Genomic DNA, 21,386 nt, shown 5'->3' with positions numbered 1-21,386 from the left:
ATTCTCGCCGAAGGCGGCCGTCAGCGCTCCGGGTGGGCCGGGGTGAACTGGCCCGCGTGGTGGGTCTCCTCCGCGCGGATGACGTGCATGACGGCATTGATCAGCGCCAGGTGCGTGAACGCCTGCGGGAAGTTGCCCAGGTGACGACCGGTGCTGGTGTCGATCTCCTCGGCGTAGAGCTTGAGCGGGCTGGCGTAGCCGAGCAGCCGCTCGCACAGCTGCCGACCGCGTTGCAGCTCACCGATTTCCACGAGCGCCGACACCAGCCAGAACGAGCAGATGGTGAACGAGCCCTCCTCGCCGGACAGCCCGTCGTCGGTGGTGTCGGTGCGGTAGCGCAGCACCAGGCCGTTCTCGGTGAGCTCGTCGGCGATGGCGAGCACCGTGGCGCGCACCCGGTGGTCGGTGGGCGGCAGGAAGCGGGTCAGCACCACCAGCAGCAGTGAGGCGTCGAGGGTTTCGCTGCCGTACGCCTGGGTGAACACGCCCCGGGAGTCGACGCCGTGATCGAGGATGTCGGTCCGGATCTCCTCGGCGATATCGTGCCATTTCTTGGCGTAGTCGAATTCCCCGTGCCATTCCGCGAGTTTCGCGCCGCGGTCCAGCGCCACCCAGCACATGACCTTCGAGGAGGTGAAGTGCTGCGGCTCGCCGCGCACCTCCCAGATGCCGCGATCGGGCTTGCGCCAGTTCTCGATCGCCGCCTGCACCTGTCGTTCCAGCATGGGCCACAGGGTTTCCGGCACCTGCCGGCGCGATTTCACGTGCAGGTACACCGAATCCAGGATGGTGCCCCAGATGTCGTGCTGCTCTTGCGAGTACGCCCCATTGCCGATGCGCACCGGCCGTGCCCCGTCGTAGCCGGACAGGTGCGGCAGTTCGGACTCGGTGATCTCGCGTTCCCCGCCGATGCCGTAGAGCACTTGCAGCGGAAGGGCTTTCCCGTCGTCACCTTTGGCCACGTCGTGCAGGAAGGCGAAGAAGTCGTCGGCCTCCTGATCCAGGCCGAGGGTGTACAGACCCCACAGTGCGAAGGTGGAGTCGCGCACCCAGGTGTAGCGGTAGTCCCAGTTGCGTTCCCCGCCAGGAGTTTCCGGCAGCGACGTGGTGGCCGCGGCCAGCAGGGCCCCGGTCGGCGCGTAGGTCAGCCCCTTGAGGGTGAGCGCACTGCGCTGCAGATAGCCGCGCCACGGATGATCGGGGAAGCGTCCCATGGTGATCCACTGCCGCCAGCATTCGGTGGTCTGCCACATCTTCTGCGACGCCTCCTCGAAGGTGCGCGGCGGCGGCAGGTCCGACCAGGACAGCGCGACGAAGCAGACCTCGCCCTCCTCCATGCGGGTGCGGGCGCGGGCCTCCCGGCCCTCCAGGCCCAGGCGCAGGTCGGTGGTGAGGGTCAGGGTGGGGGCGCCGTCCGAACCGCGCGCGGTGGCCTGCTCGTACACCTCGCCGGTGTACTCCCAGGTGGCCGGTTCCTGGTGGTAGTCGAAGGCCGGTTCGCAGCTCATCTCCAGATTGACCACGCCGTTCACGCAGCGCACGGTGCGCAGCAGCATGTGTTCGGCATCCCAGTCCATGGGGGTGCGGCGGTGGGTGTTGCTGCGGCGGTCGTTGTTGTGCCACGGGCCCATGACCAGGGCGTCGCGCACGATGATCCAGCCGGTCTCGGTCTGCCAGGTGGTTTCGACGATGAGCCCGCCGGGCAGGTAGCGCCGGGCGGCGGGGACATTGCGGCCGACCGGGCCGATCCGGAAGTGCCCGGCGCTGCGGTCCAGCATGGCGCCGAACACGCTGGGGGAGTCGGGGCGGGGGATACACATCCACTCCACCGCGCCGTTGCGGGCGATCAGGCAGTTGGTTTCGCAGTCGGAGAGGAAGGCGTAGTCGTCGATCGGCGGGTAGGCCGAGTGCCGGGTGGTTCCGGCCGGTGTGGGCAGGTAGCCGTCGGAGAGCTGGGCGTCCGGCCGGTCGTCCGGATCGCGTGGTGTTTCGATCGGGAGAGGTTCGAGACTGTCGGTTTCGCTGCCGAGCGGTCGCTGATAGGTCTCCGGTTCGTCGAAAGACTCCATTGGTTCATGATGTGTCCAGTCGGCCCGAATCGTCCACCATCGTTTCTTCGGCCTAGGCTGGACCCCGTGCAACGGATTGCAGGATGGTGGGACGGCGTAGAGCTCTGGGTCGCCGGTCTGCCCTTCATTCCCCAGTTTGCCGTGGTGCTGGCCGCCATGGTGCCGGTTTGCCTCGGACTCGCCTACGTTCTGGATCGGGTTCTGCGCGTCGCCCTGCATCTGCTGGGCCGGGATCGGGCGGTGGCCCGGGAAGTCGCCGCCCCCGTCGCGCAATCGCCCCGTATCCGGAAGGAAGCCGCCTGATGCCCCGCTCGCGTGTCCAACTTGCCCTGATTGCCCTGCTCGTTCTCGTGCTCGTCGCGTGGTTGTCCACCCGCTGACAAGGTTTCGGTAACCCCGGCGGCGAACTCTCCGCGTACGCTGCTGCCCCATGACTACCGATGAAGGTCTGGACCTCGAACTCGCCGAAGCGGAGTTCGACGAAGAGCCCCGCCTGATCGCCACCCACTACTGCGGTCCCGAGGAAGCCGTCGACATGGTCAAGGCAGCCCAGCTGCTCGGCCTCGGCGTCCGCCTCACCAACCGCATCCGCCCCGACGAGGACGACGCCGAATCCGCCACCGAGGAATGGGTTCTCGATCTCCTGGAGAGCCCCCCGGTCGTCGAAGAGGACTGAGACCCGTCCACGGCGTCCGCCACCCCGCATGCGCGTGCGGGCCGGCGGACGCCGTTTTGCTGTCCGCGAATCTCCTACGGCCGCACCGACACCGCGCACACCAGCGCCCCGATCGCCAGCACGATCCCGAGCGACCCGGCTCCGATCACCCACGGATTCAACAATGGAGCGAAGAAGATTCGCGTGTTCTCGTTGCCGGAGAAGTGCGCCTGCAACTGAGTGACCGCCACACCCGCGATGAACCCGAGGCTGCCCAGCACGACGAGCACTCGCCCGATGCGCGGCGCCGACACCAGCAGCACGGCCCCGACGGCGAGTAGACCCACCACCAGCCCCGCGCACACCGTCGTCCACAGCAGATAGGGCGCGGCCGTTTCCGGCATCAACTCGACCCGCTCGGAGCCACCGAGCGCTTTGCCGGGAAACATGCGCAGGCCGAGCGCGCCCGCCACGCTGAACACCGCGCACGCGAAGGCCATGCAGATGGCCGAGAACGGACCTTTCCAGCCGCGCCGTCGAGAGGTCTGCCAGCGCGGCCCCGGTGTCATGACCGCGGCCACCGGCCCCGCGGGGGAGGCCGCGCGGACGGCTGCCGGTGCACCCGGCCCGGTCGGGCCGGGCAGGACCGCCGTGCCGGGGGCGGGCATCGGAACCGGATTGCGCGGGACCGAATCAGCAAGGCGGGTAGGGGAATTCTCGGCCGCCGCGCCGACCGGAGCCGCGCCGACCGGCGCTGCGGCAGCCGGTATCCGGCGTGCGGTTGCCGCGGCGTGCGCGGCGGTGGCGAACTCCGTGCAGCTGGCGAACCGGTGTGCCCGGTCCTTGGCCATGGCTTTCGCGATCACCGCGTCCAGTGCCGCCGGGGCGTCGGGGCGGTGCGCGCTCAGGCGGGGGACCGGCTTGCTCAGGTGGGCGGCCACCACTTGTCCGGGATTGGTCGCGGAGAAGGGCGGCTGGCCGGTCAGGATGGCGAAGAGCGTGCAGGCCAGGGAGTACTGGTCGCTGCGATGGTCGATGGGTTCGCCGGAGAGCTGTTCGGGCGAGGCGAAGCCGAGGGTGGCGGCGAAGGCTCCGGTGGAGGTGAGCTGGGTATTGGCGTCGGCGAGCCGAGCGATGCCGAAGTCGGTGAGGACGGCGCGTTCGGCGCGGCCGGGTTCGGGGGCCGAGAGCAGGATATTGGCGGGTTTCACATCGCGGTGCAGGATGCCCCGGCCGTGCGCGAAGTCCAGTGCCGCAGCGGTTTCGGTGACGATGCGCAGGGCGCGGTCGACGGCGACCGTGCGCGGGTCCAGGCGGGCGGCGTCGGTGCCGTGGATGTACTGCATGGCGATCCACAGGTGTCCGTCCTGCACGCCGCGATCGTGGATGCCGACGATATTCGGATGATCCAGGCGTGCGATCACCATGGCTTCCCGATCGAAGCGGCTGCGCAGGTCGGGGTCGGTCGCGATCTCCTGATTGAGCACCTTGATCGCGACCTGCCGGGGCAGCCGCGGATCGGCGGCGAGGTAGACGCTGCCCATTCCGCCTCGGCCGAGCAGGGTTTCGAGCCGATACCCGGCGAACTGCCCGTTTCTCGTCGGTTGCACAGCCCCGCCCCCGTCCCACTCGTCCGCACGCTATCCGGCGAAGCTTAGTTCGCCGGTAGGCGTGTCGTATTCCGGCGGGCCGGGGGCGATCTCGGGGCGTGGCGGCGGAGCTAGGAGTCGCTGCTGTCGCGATTCTGGTTCTGCCACTCGCTGAAGCGCTTGCCGATCTTCGCCACCGTCTCGCCGACCTCCTGGCCGACGCTGTTCACCGCGGATCCCATGTCGCGCCCCAGGTTTCGCACGGTGCGGATGAGCGGATCCTCGGACTGGTCGAAGCCCTCCTTGTAGGAGCGTGCCGCCTCCTTCACCTGATCGGTGATGCGGGCGTTCTTGTCGGTGTCGCGATGCGGGTACTGGCCGTTGAGGATTCGGTCGTAGTCGCCGCTCATGATCCAGCGGCGCAGTTCGGCCGCGCGCAGCACCGAGAACGGGTGCGTCTGCAGTTCCAGATTGAGCAGTTTGAGCACGCCGTCGCGCAGGTCGCCGGTGCGGTCGTAGTCGTCGGCCTGCTGCAGGAACGCGGCGTGGTTCATCTGGTCGAAGCGTGAGCCGCCGGCCAGCTTCATGTGCACGCGCACCGAGGCGTCGACATCCTGCCCGCACAGCAGTCCGGCGCGGTCGCCGGAGAGCTCGGATTTGCGGCTCCACTCCATCAGCGCGGCGACGATGGCGCGTAATGCCCAGCCGCCCACCGGCATCCAGCCGACGCTGGCCACCAGGCGCATGAGGTGCATGAGCATGGTCCGGTACACGGCGTGCCCGGACAGGGCGTGCCCGAGCTCGTGCCCGACCACGAACCGCAGCTCTTCCGGATCGAGCAGATCCAGCAGCCCGGTGGTGAGCACGATGAACGGCTGATCCATGCCGATGGTGAACGCGTTGGGCTGCGGATCCTGCAGTACGAACAGCTCCGGCGTGGTGCGCGCGTCGAGAATCCGCACCGCGTCCTCGCGCAGGTGGTGCACGTGCGCGAACTGCCGTTCGTCCACGCGCACCGCGGTGGCCAGGTACATCAGCCGATGCTGCCGTTCGGCCAGCAGGCCCGACAGCACGCGCAGCAGCGAGTCGAACCCGCTGAGCGAGCGCAGCGTCACCAGCGCGGTGCGGTCGGCCGGATGCTCCCAGGCCCGCGTGGATATGCCGGGAAACTCACGGCGAATGCGAGCGGGACTTGTCATTGCTTTCCCCCGGATCTCGATCAGGTGTTTCTCTTCACGTGGATTCGCGGCCGCACCGGCCGCCCTGATACAGTCTGCCGCGTGTCGCCGAGTGTTGTGCCCCAGGTCCGCCATGAATTGGCGTTGATCGCGGTGGGCTGCCTCGCGGTCGCGGACATTCACTGTCGTTGATTGCCGAACGGGCAGTGCTGCACGTCTGATCAGTAGACTGGCGCGCGCACCTTTTCGCAGTTCTGCTCGCTCCCAGCGGCCCGAGGGCCGTTGCGCCACCGCCGTACCCTGTGCGGCGGGTCTACGGCAGTCCCCAGATTTCCCGCCGACGACCATGCTCTCGGTGGGCGTAGGAAAGGTCCACAGTCGAATGTCCCGCAATGCCAAACGCTTTCGCCGGTCCATAGCGCTCGCGCTCACCGCGGCGGCCGCCGCCGCGCTCACCGCGTGCAGCGGCGGTTCCAGCGACGTGGTCGGTGGCAAGGATTCCGACAACAGCGCCGGCAGCATCAATCTGTACGCGTACGCGGTGCCCAAGCCCGGTTTCGACCTGGTGGTCCCGGAATTCAACAAGTCCGACTCCGGCAAGGGCGTGGAGGTGCTGGCCTCCTACGGTGCGTCCGGCGACCAGTCCCGCAAGGTCAAGGACGGCGCGCAGGCCGATGTCGTGAACTTCTCGGTGGAGCCCGACATCACCCGTCTGGTCGACGCGGGTCTGGTGGACGCGGACTGGAATGCCGGTCCCGCCAAGGGAATCCCGTTCGGGTCCGTGGTGGCCATCGTTGTGCGCAAGGGCAATCCGAAGGGCATCAAGGACTGGGACGACCTGCTGAAGCCGGGCGTCGAGGTGGTGACCCCCAACCCGTTCAGCTCCGGTTCGGCCAAGTGGAATCTGCTGGCCCCGTACGCCGCCAAGAGCGACGGCGGTAAGAATCCGCAGGCGGGCCTGGACTATCTGAGCAAGCTCATCTCCTCCGATCATGTGAAGGTGCAGCCGAAGTCGGGTCGTGAGGCCACCGACACGTTCCTGCAGGGCGTGGGCGATGTGCTGCTCAGCTACGAGAACGAGGCCATCTTCTCCGAGCGCAAGGGCGATGCCATCGAGCACTTCGTCCCGGCCACCACGTTCAAGATCGAGAACCCGGTGGCGGTGCTGAAGAACGCCAAGAACCCGGAGCAGGCCGTCGCCTTCCGCGACTTCCTGTACACCCCCACCGCACAGCTGGCCTGGGCGCAGGCCGGCTTCCGCCCGGTGGACCCGAAGGTGACCGCGGCCTTCGCCAGTGACTTCCCGCAGCCGCAGACCCTGTGGACCATCGCCGACCTGGGCGGCTGGAAGACCGTGGACAAGGAATTGTTCGCGCAGGGCACCGGCAGCATCGCCGTCATCTACGACAAGGCGACCAAGTAGTCGGGTGACATGAGCCACACAGGATACTTGCCACTGTGAAAGACAGCAGCGGAAGCGCCGGGATCGGGCAGGAGCCCGGCGCTTCCACAGAGAAAACCGGAACCGGCGTCGCGGGGGACGCCGTTCCGCAGCAGGCCGCGCCGCGTGCCGCCCGCCCCGGCCTGTCCTGGCTCCGCGTCACCGGCTCGGTCGGCCCGCTCGGCATCGCCACCGCGGTGCTGTGGCTCAGCGTCATCGTGCTGCTGCCGCTGGCGGCGCTGACGTTCTACTCGTTCAATGACGGCTGGTCCGGCTTCTGGGACGCGATCACCGCGCCCGCCGCCCTGGACTCGCTGCGCGTGACGGTGTTCGTGTCGGTCGTCGTGGCCGTGCTCAACGTCCTCATGGGCACGCTCATCGCCTGGGTGCTGGTGCGCGACGAATTCCCGGGCAAGAGCATCGTGAACGCGCTCATCGATCTGCCGTTCGCACTGCCGACCATTGTGGCCAGCATCGTGCTGCTGTCGCTGTACGGCCCGCAGTCCCCGATCAATATCCATCTCAATGCCACTCAGCCCGGTCTGGTGGTGGCGCTGGCCTTCGTGACCCTGCCCTTCGTGGTGCGGTCGGTGCAGCCGGTGCTCATCGAGGCCGACCGGGAGGTGGAGCAGGCGGCCGCGTCGCTGGGCGCGGACAACTGGACCACCTTCCGGCGCATCGTGCTGCCGACGCTGGCGCCGGCCATCATCAGCGGCGGCGGGCTCGCCTTCGCCCGCGCCATCGGCGAATACGGTTCGGTGGTGTTGATCGGCGGCAATATCCCGCGTGAGACGCAGATGGCCTCGCAGTACATCCAGCAGCAGATCGAGGTCGATCGGCCGGTCAACGCGGCCGCGGTTTCGGTTGCGCTGCTGGTGATCTCGTTCGTTTCGCTGTTCATTCTGCGGATCCTGGCCGAACGCACGGCGCGCAAGGAACAGGAGGCGCGATGAAACTGTCTCCGTTCACGCGTATTTCGCTGCGCACGGTGGCCCTGGGCTACCTGCTGATTCTGCTGGTGCTGCCGCTGGGCATCATCTTCTACCGCAGTTTCGAGAACGGCATCGGCGCGTTCTACGACTGGATCTCCACGCCCGCGGCGATTTCCGCGTTCAATCTGTCGATGCTCATCGTCGCCATCGTGGTGCCGGTGAACGTGATCTTCGGCGTGGTGACCGCCATCGCGCTGGTGCGCGGCCGGTTCCCGGGCCGAAACCTGGTGCAGGGCCTGGTCGATCTGCCGTTCGCGGTGTCGCCGGTGGTTGTGGGCGTCTCGCTGATCCTGCTGTGGGGTGCGGGCGGCTGGTTCGGCGGGCTCGAAAACCACGGCCTGAAGATCATTTTCAATCTGCCGGGCATGGTGATCGCCACCATTTTCGTGACGCTGCCGTACGTGGTGCGCGAGGTGGAGCCGGTGCTGCACGAGATCGGCGACGATCAGGAGCAGGCCGCGGCCACCCTGGGCGCCTCGCGCTGGCAGACGTTCTGGCGCATCACCCTCCCCGCGATCCGCTGGGGTCTGACCTACGGCATCGTTCTGACCGTGGCGCGTTCGCTCGGCGAATTCGGTGCGGTGATCATGGTTTCCACCGCGCTGCCCGGTAAGTCACAGACGCTGACCCTGCTGGTGCACGGCCGCTACACCGATCACAACACCTTCGGCGCGTACTGCGCGGCGACACTGCTCATGGGCATCGCAGTCGTCGTACTCCTCCTGATGACCCTCCTCGAACGTAAGCGGGACTCTGCCAAATGATCACCGTGACCAATGCGAACAAGCGGTACGGCACCTTCGCCGCACTCGACAATGTCAGCATCGACATCCCGTCCGGTGAACTGACCGCGCTGCTGGGTCCGTCCGGGTCGGGCAAGTCCACCCTGCTGCGGTCCATCGCCGGACTGGAATCCCTCGACGGCGGCATCGTCACCATCGCCGGCCGCGACGTCACCCGGGTGCCGCCGCAGAAGCGCGACATCGGTTTCGTCTTCCAGCATTACGCCGCGTTCAAGCACATGACCGTGCGCGACAATGTGGCCTTCGGCCTGCAGATCCGCAAGCGCCCCAAGGCCGAGATCGCCAAGCGCGTGGACGAACTGCTCGAGATCGTCGGCCTCGACGGCTTCCAGCACCGCTACCCGGCGCAGCTGTCCGGCGGTCAGCGCCAGCGTATGGCGCTGGCCCGCGCGCTGGCCGTGGAACCGCAGGTGCTGCTGCTCGACGAGCCGTTCGGCGCACTCGACGCCAAGGTGCGCACCGACCTGCGCAAGTGGCTGCGCCGCCTGCACGACGAAGTCCACGTCACCACCGTCCTGGTCACCCACGACCAGGAGGAGGCCCTGGACGTGGCCGACAAGATCGCGGTGATGAACCGCGGCCGCATCGAGCAGATCGGCACCCCGGAGGACGTCTACGACCGCCCCTCCAACGAATTCGTCATGTCCTTCCTCGGCGATGTCGCCAAGCTGAACGGACATCTGGTGCGCCCGCACGACATTCGCGTCGGCCGCGACCCCAGCATGGCCCTGGCCAAGCACGAGGGCACCGCGGCCTCGGCCGGTGTCACGCGCGCGACGGTCGAGCGCATCGTGCATCTCGGCTTCGAGGTGCGCGTCGAGCTGAAGAACGCCGCCACCGGCGACCTGTTCACCGCCCAGGTCACCCGCGGTGACGCGGAAGCCCTCCATCTGGCCTCCGGCGAAACGGTGTACGTGCGCGCCACCCGCATCCCGGACCTGCCGGCCGTCTGACGGAACAAGCGCGAACGGCCGCGGTGTTCTTTTCGGTTGGCAGGCAACCGAAAAGGGGAACACCGTGGCCGTATTCGACGATCGTGTCCGAGAACTGCTGGACGGCAAGAACTTCGCCGTCGTCGCCACCCTCGACGCGAACGGGGCGCCGCACACCTCGGTGGTGTGGATCGGGCGGGAGGACGACACGGTGGTGTTCTCCAGCACCGTGGGACGCAAGAAGGTGCGCAACCTGATTCGCGACGGGCGGGTCAGCCTGACGGTGTGGGACGCGGCCAACCCGTATCACACGGTCGATGTCGTCGGGGTCGCGCAGATCGAGCCGGATCCGGCGAAGGACCTGCCGAAACGGTTGTCGCACAAGTATCTCGAGCAGGATCCGCCGCTGGAGGAAGCCGGGGTCGAGCGGGTGATCGTGCGCGTGATTCCGAGTAAGGTCACCGGGTTCTCGGTCTGAGGGCGATACCGATGACGCGGGCGGGTTCATCGGCGCGGGCGGGATGGACGGTGCGGTGTCCTCAGGCACGAGTGGCGGTGACCACGACGGTCCGGCGGCGCAGGGTGAACCCGCCGCCCAGTTCATCGATGGCGGCTCCGACCTCGGCGAGGATCTCCGCCAGGACCGGTGCGGGCAGCCGGGTGAACAAGCCCTGGGTGGGCATCATGTCCAGGTATTCGGCGCAGGTGTAGTGGCAATCGGCATCGAAGGTCCACCGCTCCGGGGCGGTGAAGCCACCGGCGGTGTCGATCCCCTCGGCGGCCTTGTCGCACATGCTCGAATAGGCGTCCACGGGGGAGGGCATGCCCGTGGCGGGGAAGCCGGGCATGAGCCTGCGATAGACGGTGGCGAGCGCGTCGGTGAGTTCCGCCGGTGGTTCGTCCGCGTTCCAGAAGACCGCGAGCCGGCCGCCGGGTCGCAGCGCCCGCGCGGCCTGGGCGGCGCCCGCGACGGGGTCGACCCAGTGCCAGGTTTGCCCGGCCACCACGGCATCGAAGGTGCGGCCCGCGGGCTTCCAGTTCTCGAAAGTGCCGACCTCCACCTCGAGTCCGCGCCGCCCGGCGAAATCGGCCATGCGCGAATCGGGTTCGACGCCGAGGACGGTACAGCCCGCCGCCTGGAATTGGCGGGCGGCGATGCCGGTTCCGCAGCCGACATCGAGGACGCTGCGGCCCGGACTCGCCGCCATGATGCGCTGCACCATGGCGTCCGGATAGCGCGGGCGGGTGCGGTCGTAGCGGGCGGCGTCCACACCGAAGGATTCGGCCATCTGCCTTGCCTTATGCGTATCGGCAGGGGAGTCGGGCCGATCGCCCGGAGGTAGAGTGGGCATGTGCCCACAATAATGGGCAAGTGCCCACTACGGCAATGGCTACACTCCGAAAGCGATTGCACGCCAACCCGACAGCGGCTGAGCGCCCACTTCTGGGTGGATGCTTGCCCACCTATCGGCGGGCGCCCGCCCGTGTGCGTCCACCCAGTGGGCGTTCGCCCGCTCGGTGGAGATGCTCACAGCGGATGTGCGTCCACCCGGCGGTGGGCGTGTGCCCGTTGGCTGCGGTGTGAACGCCTCCCCGTGGCGGGTACGCGCCTGCTCGTCACCGCCGGTGCGGGAGTATCGGGTGTGAAGTGCCAGGCGTGCATGATGATTCGGCGCGCGATGAGAGACAGGGAGCATGCATGCCGACAGGCGTGGCGATTCAGGATCCGCGACAGCAGCTGTTCGATGCCGCGGAGCGAATCCTGTTGCGGGACGGGCCCGCCGCGCTCACCAGCCGCGCGGTGACCACCGAAGCGGGGTGCGCCAAGGGCGTATTGCACCGGCATTTCACCGATTTCGACGGCTTTCTGGTCGAACTGGTGCTGGACCGCATCGCCCAGGTCGATGATCTGGCCGTCACCCTGTTGGAATCCGCCGGAGCGGGAACAGTTCTCGGCAATCTCACCGCGGCACTGAATTCGGTCTTCGACGGCGTCGCCGTAGCGGTGATCGGGCTCATCATCTTCCGCGACGAACTGCGCACCCGCCTGCGCGCCGACCGCCCCACCGGCATCCCGCTCATGACCGAGATGACAGCCATGATCGCCGGCTACCTCGAGGCCGAGCGCGAGGCCGGCCGTGTCGCCGCCGACGCCGAGGTGGAAATACTCGCACCGACCCTGATAGGCGCAGCACACCTACTGTTCGCCGACCGGTGCAGCCCAGCGCCGGACAAGGCGGCCGTCCGCGGTGTCGTGGTCACCGTCATCGGATCCGCCCTGACGTAGTGCGGCGGTTTCGAGAGGGTCGTTCGCCGGCGTGCTCGTCCGCAGGGCATAGCGCCGGACTGATGGTTTCAGTCTGTGATCACCGTGAATCCGGTGCCGGGTAGACACATTCGCCCATGCATCGGACATCGCAGTGCGTCATAGCTACCGCTCAGCGAGTTGATCAGTGCCTGGTGATCAGACCAGTCGCACCGCAGCCAGCGATCGACACACAGCACCGTAGCGCTGCTGGCACCTGCTTGTTTGACAGCCACCGCTGCTCCCTGCGCGCTCGCACCGGTTGTCCATGTGTCATCGACGATCAGCACGTTCTTTCCGGCAACGGCTGATCGCCACATGTCGGGAACTCGGTAGCGGTCGGGGACCATTCGGCGCTTGACGTTCGCTCCTGGACCTGGCTCCAGGAGAAACTTCTCCAGCGATCCCTGTGGTGTTCTCCCGGCCATTACAGCTATCGGATCGCCGGCCAGAGCCGCGTTGGCCAGGCTCGTGACGGGATGACTTCTGCCCGGCCGCTCCAGCGATGGAACAAATGTCAGTGAATCCCACGATCCGGTCGGGGTATTGTCGAGGCATCCGCCATGCAGACCGACAGCGACCGACACCATCAGTTCGAGATCCTGCTGGCATTGCCGAACAGGATGGGTTCCTTTGTAACCCTTGTATGCCCGCACCACGTGTGCGGACTGGTGCGGGCCATCAGGGTAGTTGCCGAGTGCATATGTCAGCAGGATGGTTCTGTCTGCCAGTTGATTTCCGAACGTTGCGCGGTGGCCCTGGCATATGTTGCACAGATCCTGCTCGGCAGCAGGCCCTCTGCAGACTACGCATACTCCGGCCGTCCCCGGTACGTAGGTATTGCAGAAGAAGCCGCCGACTCGTTCGCGGACAACCGCTCGGATCAGTTGGAGGTCAGCCGGAATCATCGGCAGGAGCGCAACAGCTTCGTCACCGTCAGGCGGTGCTTAAGAATCGTCATGACATGCCCCACTGCTTCCTCTGGAGATGTGGCAACGTACACGCCCGGCTCGTTCTGGAGCCTGCGTCCCCAATCCGTCGATCGAACGACCGTATCGTTCAGGATGACCGGGCGACCGTGTGCAACCGCTTCGCGCGCTTGAATCCTTGTGCCGCTTTTCTCTCCTGCCTCGACGATGACGGTGGCCGTTCCGTATGCGCTCATCGTCACATTACGAGCGGGGAATGACCAGCGAGTTGGCGAATACTCGGGAAGGTAGTGCGTTAGAAGCATGCCATGCTGGGCGATTTTGGCTTGCAGCGCTCGATTCTCTTGTGGGTAAACGCGTTTGAGCCCGTTCCCAAGGACTGCCACTGTCCGTCCGCCTGCATCCAGGGTTGCCTGATGTGCGGCAGTGTCAATTCCCTTTGCGAGCCCGGCGATAACGGTCAACTCTTGGGCCACCAGGCCCTGGGCGACCGAACGAGCGAACGAGAGCCCCGCAGCGGAGACATCCCGCGACCCGACGACGCAGACACCGATCTCGCCCGGAGTGAGTCGCCCCTGGGTGAATACGAGTGGGGGCATTCTGCGAACCGAACGCAATTGCTCCGGGTAGGAGTCGTCCATGAAGGTGTGCATCTGGAACGGTGTTGACTTCCATGCCTCGACATCTTCGGCCGACCGACGTAGAACTATTGCGGCGTCGTCATCACCGAACAGATCTGCGGGAAACTCGTCTTCCCAGAGCAGGCGGGCGCTCCCCCGATCCGTGATGCGTTCGGTTAGTTCCGACCATTCGGCATTCTTCGGTTTCTGCCGCATCATCGCCACCAGTGCGGCTCGGTCGCGATCATCCCAGGGCATCATGCCGCTCGTAGCGGGATCTGGATCGCGGCCGTTTGAACGTGTCATCTACCCTCCTTCGAGCCGTAACCGAACATATATTCGAATCATGCCATTGGGTGCCGACACGATTCGACGATTCCCTCCCGCACCCTACGGTGTCCTGGCCAGGGTGGGCGCTTTCCTGGGCAATGGCTCCGGCGGGTGTGCCGGATCAAGCTGGTGTGTCGGCGTGGTCATGCGCGGTGACGTAGCGCCAGACCGGCAGGAGTTCCTGTTCGCCCAGGGGTTCGGGGCCGGTGTGGACGGTGGCTCGGAGGCGTTCCAGGGCGATGTCGGTGTCCAGGCCCGCGCCGATGAGGACCAGGCTGCTGGTGCGCGGTTCGTGGCGCGGCCACGGTACGGGTTCCACCACGATGTGGCGGCCGACCATGTGCAGCACGAACTTTCGCTGATCGTCGGGGGTGGCGAAGGCCAGTGTGCCCTTGGCGCGGAACAGGCCGGGTGGGGGGTCTTCGAAGACGGCGATGAGTGCGCGCGGGTTGAGATCGGTGTCGCTGGTGAAGGACAGGCTCTGGTACTCGTCGTGCAGATGGTGGTGGTCGCAGTGGGCGTCGTGTTCATGGTCGTCGTGCGCTTCGGTCTCGGCGAAGAGCAGTTCGTCGAGGCTGAGCTGTTCTCCCACACGAGGTTTGCTCGCCGCTCGGCGCGGGGCGTCGAACAGCAGGCCCGGGTCGATCCGCCCGTGTGCGGTCGCGTACACCGCTGCGGGGAAGGCCAGTGCGCCGATCTCGTCGCGCAGGGTGTCCAGCGCCTCCGGTGTGACCCGGTCGGCCTTGTTCACCATCACCAGGTCGGCCATCCGCAGATGCGTGGCGAGTTCGGGATGCTGCGCGCGGCTCTCCTCGAAATGTTCCGCGTCGACGACCTCGATCAGCCCGCCGTACGTGATCCGCGGATTCTCGCTGTTCACGATCATCCGAATCAGATTGCGCGGTTCGGCGAGCCCACTGGCCTCCACCACGATCACATCGATCTTGGCCTTCGGCTGCGCCAGCTGATCGAACAGCGCATCCAGCTCACCCACATCCACGGCGCAGCACACGCACCCGTTCCCCAGCGACACCATGGCGTCCACCTGCCCGGCCACCAGCATGGCGTCGATGTTCACGGCCCCGAAGTCGTTGACCACCACCCCGATCCGAATCCCCCGATTGTTCCGCAACAGGTGATTGAGCAGCGTCGTCTTCCCCGCCCCCAAGAACCCCGCAACCACCAGAACAGGAATCCGCCGACCCATTCCGCCCACCCTAATGGCGTCGACGGCGGAGGCGTTCGCGGCCCCGCGCATGGCCGGAGCAAGAGCGGGCGCGCCGACCGAACCCGCGGGCATCCATCACGCGCTGGTGCGGACGCCTCCGAGGTCGTCTCCCGCGGCCACGTCCGTGCGCGTGAACTCCCCGCAGCACCACCGAAACGACCCGGCAACACCCGCCTCCTACGGTGTGGCGCAGTAGAACCGGAGGCAGGAGGCGCCCATGCGAGTGCGCGACATTCTCGAAGCGCCACAGTTGCGCATGCGCCTGCTGCACGGCGACCCGACCGCCCTGGACCGCCCGGTGGCCCGCGTCTGCGCCACCGACATGCCCGACCCCCGCCCCTTCGTGACCGCGGGCGCCCTGGTCTGCACCGGCCTGGTCTGGCGGAGCGACGCCCCCGACTCGGACCGCTATGTCGGGATGCTGGCCCGCGCCGGTGCGGCGGGAGTGGTCGCCGGCCAGGCCCTGCACGGCCATGTCCCCGACGATGTGGTGGCGGCATGCGAACGTCACCAGCTTCCCCTCCTCTCCGCCCCACAGAGTGTTCCCTTCAGCCGCATCATCGAATACCTCGCCGACCGCGCCGCCGACAGACGCTGGCAGCGAGTGCAATCCGGCCTGGACCGCCAACGCCGCCTGCTGGCGGCCGTCGCCGCCGGAGCAGACATTGCCGAACTGCTCACCGAAGTCGCTGCGGAGCAAGAGGTTTCGGCTTGGATCCTCACCGCGACCGGTCGGGTGGTCGCGGGCACCGCCCCGCTGTCCGAACTCGACATCGACCGTATCGTCACCACCGCCCTGACCGCCCCCATGCTCCCCGCCGTGACCGGAGGCGCGACACGCATCCACCAGATCGGCCACGGCGACCGAATCACGGCCTGGTACTTGGCAATTCGACCAGCCGGCAATGACTCCGGCCTGTACGGCCCGGACCTGGCCGCGGTCCTGGAGCTGTACCGGCAGCGCGACGCCGACCGGCTGCGCCTGAGCTGGGAACTCGCCGGCAACGCGTCGGCACTGTTCGCCCGCCACAGCGGCCCAGCGGTGGTCGCCGTCGTTTGCGACCTGCACATCGACACCTCAATCGGACCGGGCCCGCTGGCGGGCGCATACGGTCAGGATGCGATCCGCTCGGTCCTGCACGACGTCCTCGCTGTGGCCACATCCGCCACCCCGTTCGGCAGCGCCTCGGACCGGCGCCTCACCCACCCGGAATCCGCAAGTCCAGGTGTCGATGTCGCGACAGTCGAGGCCACCCCGCACGAGATCTCCGATGCTGCCGGCCGCATGCTCGGAGCTGCCGCGCGGCAGGTGTCGACAGCGCTGGATCGTGAGGGTCGAATCGTGGCGGTGGTCGGCGGGACGCAGGCGGGAGTCGCGACCGAACTCCGCACGCGCATAGGGAGATTGGTCTCCGCTCTCGACGGAATCCGGATCGCGATCGGGGTGAGCGCGCCACAGCCCGGCGAAGCTCTGCAGGGGGCCGTCGCCGCCGCGGGCGCCGCCGCCACCGCCGCCCGGGACGGCGAATCCGCGGTGACCGTGCGGGCCGCCGACATCGATTCTGCGATAGGACTTTTCGCGGCGGTACCCGGCGCATTACAGCACCGGTTCGCCCAGCGGGTACTCGGCCCTGTAGTGGAGTACGACGCGCGCACGGGTGCCGGGCTGCTGCCGACCCTCGAGGTCTTCCTGGCCTGCGAAGGCTCCTGGCGCCAAGCCGCCGAACGAATGCACCTGCACCTCAACACCGTCCGCTACCGCATAGGCCGCATCGAAGAACTCACCGGCCGCGACCTGGGCCGCCTCGACGACCGCCTCGACCTGTATCTGGCGATGCGCACGTTGAGCGGTCCGACCGCCTCGGGGCAGGGGCCAGACGATTTCGGGAATCCTCGCCGCGCATGAGCCGACTTCATCGCGTTCGCAGGCGCCGAGCCTGCCTGGCGTGATAGCCGGGTAGGGCCTGCAACACTCCCAGTCGTCTCCGCTCGCGCGTCGGCTTGTTCGTGCCATGCGACTCGACCCGGACTTCACCACGAAAGCGCCCGGGCGCGATCAGCTTTGGCGCGAATCTCGTCGATGGCGCGGTCGTTTCCTGTCATCAGTGACGACAATTCGGTGGCCCAGGGCCGGGTTGGAAAGCAGACGGTATTGAATGGCACCGGGCCGTTTCCCCATTTGTGGGTGTGAACGCGGTCAGACCGCGCCGGTGTAAGGGTCCCAGGCGATTCCGGGGTCGGGGGCGTCCTCGCGGAGGGCACTGGCCTGGATGAGGCCGTAGGGGCGGTCGGCGGCATGGAAGACCTCGTTGTTGTTGGCTATGCCGAACCGGGTCAGGTCGTAGGCGAAGTGATGTTTGTTGGGAGCGGAGAGGCGGATCTCGGCCAGAACCGGGTGGGATTCGAGGGCGGCGCGGGCCATTTCGTAGAGGGTTTGCTGGAGGGCTTTGGAGTGGAGGGTGGCGAAGGTTTCCGCCAGCGTGGCGCGGATGCTGTCGTAGGTGGCGTTCCAGTCGCCGGGTGCGGCGGTGAAGCGCCAGCGGGCGACCAGGCTGGTGGCCAGGACGCGGTCATGGGCCGGTTCCAGGACGGTGAAGTCGTCGGTCAGGAAGCCGGCGAATTCGGAGCCGGTGGATTTGAGGATCACCAGGTCCTTCACGCCGCCGATCACCCATTCGCGGCGAGCGGGGCCGGTGCCCTGAACGGTGATGGCGGCGGTGCGCACTTCGGGCCCGGTGCGGGTCCAGGTGTGGGCGTGCCCCACCCCGGCGACCGGAACTCGCTGCCACGCATACTCTTCGATCTCGACGCGGGCCGAATCCACCGGCTCGATGTCGTCGACGAAGTGGCGGGCCAGCGCCAGCCCGTAGTCTTCGATGCTGCCGTCGCCGTGGGTTTTGGCGTAGGCGTAGGCGGTCTGCTTCTGGGTGTCGGTGGGAAGGACGGCGTGCTGGTCACCGATCGTGTGCGCGTCGTCGAAAGCGCCACGCAGACAGGTGGATACGTTGAGGTCGCGGATCTCGTGGCGGTCGGTGTCGCGGTAGATGCGCACCACCCGGTTCTCGGCCTTGCCGTACTGGTGCGGGCCGAGCACGATCTTGCCGGTGGATTCGGTCATTGGCGCCTCCCGTGGTCGATCAACACTGTGCCCCACTGTGGCGCACTCGCGGCGTCGCACACGCTGGTTCGGAACACAAAACAGGACGGCCCGCGCATGCGACGATTCAGCCGATCGGACAAACACCCCGCCCGGTGCGGCTGCCTAGCCTGTGGGCACCCGATGTGCCGCAAGGAGCCCTCATGACCTCGCCCCATCCCGTCGACGTCCGACTGCCGTGGCAGCGGCTGCTGCTGTTCGGCCTGCAGCATGTGCTGATCATGTACACCGGATGTGTCACCGTGCCACTGGTGTTCGGTGCGGCCGCCAAGCTGGACAATTCCACCGTTGCCATGTTGATCAGCGCGGACCTGCTGGTCGCGGGCGTGATCACCATGGTGCAGAGCCTGGGGCTCGGGAAGTTCGCGGGTGCGCGGCTGCCCATCATCACCGGTGCGACGTTCGTGGCCATGAGCCCGATGATTCTGATCGCCAAGGAGTACGGGCTGCCCGCGGTGTGGGGGTCCATGCTGATCGGCGGCATTATCGGCGTGGCCTTGGCGTGGCCGTTCGCCATGGTGGTGCGGTTCTTCCCGCCGTTGGTCACCGGGACCGTGCTGACCGTCGTCGGCGTCTCGCTGATCGGCGTGGCGGGCGGTCTGATCGTGGGCAGCGACCCGAAGGCCGACACCTTCGGCTCACCGTCCTATATCGCGCTGGCCGTGGCGGTCCTGCTGATCGCCCTCGTATGCACGGTGCTCGGGCGCGGCGTGTGGTCGCAGCTGGGCATTCTCATCGCGCTCCTCGTCGGCGTACTGATCGCCATTCCCATGGGATTGGTGAAACTGGACGGCGTTTCGCAGGCGAAGTGGCTGGGCCTGCCGGATCCCTTCCACTTCGGCGCACCCCAGTTCCCGATCACCGCCGTGGTCGCCATGAGCATCGTCATGGCCGTCGTCTTCGCCGAATCCACCGCGAGCATGCTGGCCATCGGCCAGATCACCGGCAAGCAGGTGGAACGCGCCGACATCGCCCGCGGCCTGGTCGGCGACGGCCTCTCGGCCGTCCTCGGCGGCATCTTCAACTCGTTCGTGGACACCGTCTTCAACCAGAATGTCGGCGCGGTGGCCAACACTCGCGTCTACAGCCGCTATGTGACGGCCGTGAGCGGCGCCATGTTGATCATCCTCGGCGCCGTTCCCCGCTTCGGAGCGATCGTGGCCGCCGTCCCGAAACCCGTTGTGGGAGGCGTGGGTCTGGTCCTGTTCGCCACCATCGCCGTGATCGGCATCGACACCCTGCGCCGCGCCGACCTCGACGACCGCGTGAATCTGACCATCGTGGCGGTGGCCATCGGCGTGGGCCTGATCCCCGTCCTCACCAAGGGCATGTTCGACAAGTTCCCGTCCTCGGCCGAGATCCTGCTCAACAGCGGCATCACCCTCGCCGCCGCCACCGCGTTCCTGCTGAATCTGCTCTTCAACCACTCGAAGCTGGGCGAAATCGCCCGTGCCGCACTACCGTCCACGGCAACGGACTCCGAACCACAGGATCCGATCACCGCGTGATCAGTGCGCGCAGGCGTTGACCCACTCGGACAGGCCGTCGGCGAACATCTGCCGCTTCCAAATGGGCACTTCGTGTTTGATGCGATCGACGAGATCCGCGCAGACGGTGAAGGCTTCGGCGCGATGCGGGGCGGCGACGGCCACCGCGATGGCGAGATCACCGATGGTGAGCGGGCCGATGCGGTGCACGGCGGCGACCGGGAGCCCGGATTCGGCGGCGACCTCCGCGCACACCTTGCGCAGGAAGGTTTCGGCCTGCGGATGCGCCGAATACTCGAGCGCCGAAACCGCCTGGCCGCCATCGTGATTGCGCACCTTACCGGTGAACACCACAACCGCACCGTGCTCGGGCCCGCTGACGGCCTTCTCCACCTCGTCCGGGTTCAGGGGCTGATCGCTGATGCGGGCCAGCAGGTCACTCATGGTTGCCTCCTCCGGCTACCTGGGCCAGCAGATGGTCGAGAAGTGGTTCCAGGACGGCGATTCCGTCCTGCACGCCGCCGGGTGACCCGGGCAGGTTGACGACCACGGTACGCCCGGCCAGTCCGGCCACGCCGCGGCTGAGGGCGGCGAGGGGGAACTTGGCGGTGCCGCGCTGGCGGATGGATTCGGCCACGCCCGGCAGTTCCCGGTCCAGGACGGCCAGCGTCGCTTCCGGTGTCGCGTCGGTGGGGGAGGCGCCGGTCCCGCCGGTGGTGACCACGAATGCCGGTTCGCCGGCCAAGGCTTCGCTGAGCCCGTACGCGATGTCGGCGTCGGCGTACACCAGCGGTCCGCGCACCGAAAACCCGAGTCCGCCAAGCCATTCGGCCAGCTTCGGTCCGGTGGTGTCGACGCGGGTGCCTGCCGCGGCGCCTGTGGAGGCGACGAGCACGACCGCTGCCCGGCCCGCGCCGTAGGCGTGCACCGTCTCGGCCTGGTGGGCAGCGTGATGCGCATGCCGCTCGCCCGGGTGTTGGGAATGCCGCTCGGCCGCAGCGCTGTTCGCCGCAGCGGCCGGAACACGCGATTCGGCGCGCATGTGCGGTTCGGGATGCGCTTCGGCGGGTGCCGGTGAAGCGTCCGCGCCCGAAGCCTCGGGCCGCACCCAATGTCCGTGTTTCCCACCGTCTTTGGTGAGCAGCCGCACCCCATTCAGGGTGGCGGCCGGATCGACCGCCTTCACCATGTCGTGCAGGGTCAGCCCCGCGACCGCCACGGCGGTGAGCGCCTCCATCTCGACCCCGGTGGGCCCCTTGGTCTTCGCGCTCGCCTCGATGGTGATGCTGTCCTCGGTGAACCCGAAACTGATCTTCACCGACGACAACGCCAGCTGATGACACAGCGGAATCAACTCGGAAGTCTTCTTGGCCCCATTGATCCCGGCCAGCCGCGCCGTGGTCAGCACATCGGCCTTGGGCATATCGTCGGCCCGCACCAACTTCACCACCTCGGCGGTGGTCCGCAGTTCCCCGGCGGCGACAGCGATGCGCGCCGTGTCGGCCTTGGCGCTCACATCGACCATGCGGGCGCGCCCTTCCCGGTCGACATGCGACAACTCACTCATACGCACCAGCCTTACACAGCCGCTACCCGGCTCCTGCCCGGGGTCGCCCCGACTTCGCGGCTCACGGTAGCCGGATTCGCCTGGTGAGCGTGCCGAGAGCGCTC

21 protein-coding genes are annotated in these 21,386 nt (G+C 67.5%); 11 read left to right on the top strand and 10 right to left on the bottom strand.

Features of this window, described 5'->3' with window-relative positions; all coding sequences use genetic code 11:
* Positions 1-20: 20 nt before the first annotated feature.
* Positions 21-2,069 carry a glycoside hydrolase family 15 protein gene (locus H0264_RS34030; RefSeq protein WP_181581336.1) on the bottom strand — a complete coding sequence of 683 codons (2,049 nt, stop codon included), beginning with the start codon at positions 2,067-2,069 and terminating at the stop codon, positions 21-23.
* A 66-nt stretch (positions 2,070-2,135) separates the two neighbouring features.
* On the opposite strand from H0264_RS34030, the gene H0264_RS34025 reads away from it, so the two are divergent.
* Both H0264_RS34025 and H0264_RS34020 read left to right on the top strand, forming a co-directional pair.
* On the top strand, positions 2,136-2,372 hold the full coding sequence (locus H0264_RS34025; RefSeq protein ID WP_181581335.1) for a hypothetical protein: 237 nt from the start codon (positions 2,136-2,138) through the stop codon (positions 2,370-2,372).
* Between the two features lie 127 nt (positions 2,373-2,499).
* Positions 2,500-2,745 (top strand): hypothetical protein, encoded by a 246-nt coding sequence (locus H0264_RS34020; RefSeq protein WP_181581334.1) that lies wholly within the window; start codon positions 2,500-2,502, stop codon positions 2,743-2,745.
* A 74-nt stretch (positions 2,746-2,819) separates the two neighbouring features.
* On the opposite strand, the gene H0264_RS34015 is transcribed toward H0264_RS34020, so the two are convergent.
* A complete protein-coding gene (locus H0264_RS34015; RefSeq protein ID WP_244976030.1) occupies positions 2,820-4,334 on the bottom strand; it encodes a serine/threonine-protein kinase in 1,515 nt (504 codons plus the stop codon).
* Positions 4,335-4,444: 110 nt separating this feature from the next.
* Positions 4,445-5,512: a M48 family metallopeptidase gene (locus H0264_RS34010; protein WP_181581333.1), complete on the bottom strand. Its 1,068-nt coding sequence runs from the start codon at positions 5,510-5,512 to the stop codon at positions 4,445-4,447.
* Positions 5,513-5,593: 81 nt separating this feature from the next.
* On the opposite strand from H0264_RS34010, the gene H0264_RS39255 reads away from it, so the two are divergent.
* The 6 genes from H0264_RS39255 (at position 5,594) to H0264_RS33985 (ending at position 10,137) form a co-directional block, all read left to right on the top strand.
* Positions 5,594-5,683 carry an Ms4533A family Cys-rich leader peptide gene (locus H0264_RS39255; RefSeq protein WP_338040112.1) on the top strand — a complete coding sequence of 30 codons (90 nt, stop codon included), beginning with the start codon at positions 5,594-5,596 and terminating at the stop codon, positions 5,681-5,683.
* 190 nt (positions 5,684-5,873) lie between these two features.
* Entirely contained in the window at positions 5,874-6,914 is a 1,041-nt protein-coding gene (locus H0264_RS34005; RefSeq protein ID WP_181586036.1) for a sulfate ABC transporter substrate-binding protein, read from the top strand.
* A 35-nt stretch (positions 6,915-6,949) separates the two neighbouring features.
* Entirely contained in the window at positions 6,950-7,885 is a 936-nt protein-coding gene (gene cysT, locus H0264_RS34000) for a sulfate ABC transporter permease subunit CysT (RefSeq protein WP_420832011.1), read from the top strand.
* Positions 7,882-8,688 carry a sulfate ABC transporter permease subunit CysW gene (cysW, locus tag H0264_RS33995; protein WP_181581332.1) on the top strand — a complete coding sequence of 269 codons (807 nt, stop codon included), beginning with the start codon at positions 7,882-7,884 and terminating at the stop codon, positions 8,686-8,688. The genes cysT and cysW overlap by 4 nt, the downstream gene beginning before the upstream one ends.
* The gene (locus H0264_RS33990; protein ID WP_181581331.1) at positions 8,685-9,680 is read left to right on the top strand and encodes a sulfate/molybdate ABC transporter ATP-binding protein; all 996 of its coding nucleotides are present in this window, start codon (positions 8,685-8,687) and stop codon (positions 9,678-9,680) included. Before cysW ends, H0264_RS33990 begins: the two co-directional genes overlap by 4 nt.
* Positions 9,681-9,744: 64 nt before the next feature.
* Entirely contained in the window at positions 9,745-10,137 is a 393-nt protein-coding gene (locus H0264_RS33985) for a PPOX class F420-dependent oxidoreductase (protein ID WP_181581330.1), read from the top strand.
* Positions 10,138-10,198: 61 nt separating this feature from the next.
* Here the strand turns inward: H0264_RS33985 and H0264_RS33980 are convergent, their stop codons facing one another.
* A complete protein-coding gene (locus H0264_RS33980) occupies positions 10,199-11,011 on the bottom strand; it encodes a class I SAM-dependent methyltransferase (protein WP_181581329.1) in 813 nt (270 codons plus the stop codon).
* Between the two features lie 347 nt (positions 11,012-11,358).
* Between H0264_RS33980 and H0264_RS33975 the strand changes: the two genes are divergently transcribed.
* Positions 11,359-11,946, top strand: a complete 588-nt coding sequence (locus tag H0264_RS33975; RefSeq protein WP_181581328.1) for a TetR/AcrR family transcriptional regulator — start codon at positions 11,359-11,361, stop codon at positions 11,944-11,946.
* Between the two features lie 68 nt (positions 11,947-12,014).
* On the opposite strand, the gene H0264_RS39405 is transcribed toward H0264_RS33975, so the two are convergent.
* From H0264_RS39405 to H0264_RS33960, 3 genes are all read right to left on the bottom strand, one after another.
* On the bottom strand, positions 12,015-12,872 hold the full coding sequence (locus tag H0264_RS39405; RefSeq protein WP_181581327.1) for a phosphoribosyltransferase: 858 nt from the start codon (positions 12,870-12,872) through the stop codon (positions 12,015-12,017).
* Complete coding sequence (locus tag H0264_RS33965) at positions 12,869-13,819, bottom strand: DNA-processing protein DprA (protein ID WP_181581326.1); 951 nt, start codon at positions 13,817-13,819, stop codon at positions 12,869-12,871. Before H0264_RS33965 ends, H0264_RS39405 begins: the two co-directional genes overlap by 4 nt.
* A 145-nt stretch (positions 13,820-13,964) precedes the next feature.
* Positions 13,965-15,050, bottom strand: coding sequence for a CobW family GTP-binding protein (locus H0264_RS33960; protein WP_181581325.1), 1,086 nt, complete (start codon positions 15,048-15,050; stop codon positions 13,965-13,967).
* Between the two features lie 238 nt (positions 15,051-15,288).
* On the opposite strand from H0264_RS33960, the gene H0264_RS33955 reads away from it, so the two are divergent.
* Positions 15,289-16,977: a helix-turn-helix domain-containing protein gene (locus H0264_RS33955; protein ID WP_181581324.1), complete on the top strand. Its 1,689-nt coding sequence runs from the start codon at positions 15,289-15,291 to the stop codon at positions 16,975-16,977.
* Between the two features lie 291 nt (positions 16,978-17,268).
* Here H0264_RS33955 and pucL read toward each other — a convergent pair whose 3' ends face one another.
* The gene (pucL, locus tag H0264_RS33950) at positions 17,269-18,189 is read right to left on the bottom strand and encodes a factor-independent urate hydroxylase (protein ID WP_181581323.1); all 921 of its coding nucleotides are present in this window, start codon (positions 18,187-18,189) and stop codon (positions 17,269-17,271) included.
* Positions 18,190-18,371: 182 nt separating this feature from the next.
* Between pucL and H0264_RS33945 the strand changes: the two genes are divergently transcribed.
* Positions 18,372-19,736: a uracil-xanthine permease family protein gene (locus tag H0264_RS33945; protein WP_181581322.1), complete on the top strand. Its 1,365-nt coding sequence runs from the start codon at positions 18,372-18,374 to the stop codon at positions 19,734-19,736.
* Here H0264_RS33945 and H0264_RS33940 read toward each other — a convergent pair whose 3' ends face one another.
* On the bottom strand, positions 19,737-20,159 hold the full coding sequence (locus H0264_RS33940; RefSeq protein ID WP_181581321.1) for a molybdenum cofactor biosynthesis protein MoaE: 423 nt from the start codon (positions 20,157-20,159) through the stop codon (positions 19,737-19,739).
* Positions 20,152-21,282 (bottom strand): bifunctional molybdenum cofactor biosynthesis protein MoaC/MoaB, encoded by a 1,131-nt coding sequence (gene moaCB / locus H0264_RS33935; RefSeq protein WP_181581320.1) that lies wholly within the window; start codon positions 21,280-21,282, stop codon positions 20,152-20,154. Before moaCB ends, H0264_RS33940 begins: the two co-directional genes overlap by 8 nt.
* Positions 21,283-21,386 lie beyond the last annotated feature (104 nt).

It is taken from the genome of Nocardia huaxiensis, assembly GCF_013744875.1.
GTDB classification, from domain to species: domain Bacteria; phylum Actinomycetota; class Actinomycetes; order Mycobacteriales; family Mycobacteriaceae; genus Nocardia; species Nocardia huaxiensis.
The sequence above is the reverse complement of the archived record's forward strand: the minus strand, read 5'-3'. Positions and strand labels throughout refer to the sequence as shown.

Excerpts from the sequence above, each read along its gene's own strand:
- H0264_RS34030 (WP_181581336.1), bottom strand. The coding sequence starts at position 2,069 with ATGGAGTCTTTCGACGAACCGGAGACCTATCAGCGACCGCTCGGCAGC.
- H0264_RS34020 (WP_181581334.1), top strand. The coding sequence starts at position 2,500 with ATGACTACCGATGAAGGTCTGGACCTCGAACTCGCCGAAGCGGAGTTC.
- H0264_RS34010 (WP_181581333.1), bottom strand. The coding sequence starts at position 5,512 with ATGACAAGTCCCGCTCGCATTCGCCGTGAGTTTCCCGGCATATCCACG.
- H0264_RS34005 (WP_181586036.1), top strand. The coding sequence starts at position 5,874 with ATGTCCCGCAATGCCAAACGCTTTCGCCGGTCCATAGCGCTCGCGCTC.
- cysW (WP_181581332.1), top strand. The coding sequence starts at position 7,882 with ATGAAACTGTCTCCGTTCACGCGTATTTCGCTGCGCACGGTGGCCCTG.
- H0264_RS33990 (WP_181581331.1), top strand. The coding sequence starts at position 8,685 with ATGATCACCGTGACCAATGCGAACAAGCGGTACGGCACCTTCGCCGCA.
- H0264_RS33980 (WP_181581329.1), bottom strand. The coding sequence starts at position 11,011 with ATGCCCACTCTACCTCCGGGCGATCGGCCCGACTCCCCTGCCGATACG.
- H0264_RS33975 (WP_181581328.1), top strand. The coding sequence starts at position 11,359 with ATGCCGACAGGCGTGGCGATTCAGGATCCGCGACAGCAGCTGTTCGAT.
- H0264_RS39405 (WP_181581327.1), bottom strand. The coding sequence starts at position 12,872 with ATGATTCCGGCTGACCTCCAACTGATCCGAGCGGTTGTCCGCGAACGA.
- H0264_RS33965 (WP_181581326.1), bottom strand. The coding sequence starts at position 13,819 with ATGACACGTTCAAACGGCCGCGATCCAGATCCCGCTACGAGCGGCATG.
- H0264_RS33960 (WP_181581325.1), bottom strand. The coding sequence starts at position 15,050 with ATGGGTCGGCGGATTCCTGTTCTGGTGGTTGCGGGGTTCTTGGGGGCG.
- H0264_RS33955 (WP_181581324.1), top strand. The coding sequence starts at position 15,289 with ATGCGAGTGCGCGACATTCTCGAAGCGCCACAGTTGCGCATGCGCCTG.
- pucL (WP_181581323.1), bottom strand. The coding sequence starts at position 18,189 with ATGACCGAATCCACCGGCAAGATCGTGCTCGGCCCGCACCAGTACGGC.
- H0264_RS33945 (WP_181581322.1), top strand. The coding sequence starts at position 18,372 with ATGACCTCGCCCCATCCCGTCGACGTCCGACTGCCGTGGCAGCGGCTG.
- H0264_RS33940 (WP_181581321.1), bottom strand. The coding sequence starts at position 20,159 with ATGAGTGACCTGCTGGCCCGCATCAGCGATCAGCCCCTGAACCCGGAC.
- moaCB (WP_181581320.1), bottom strand. The coding sequence starts at position 21,282 with ATGAGTGAGTTGTCGCATGTCGACCGGGAAGGGCGCGCCCGCATGGTC.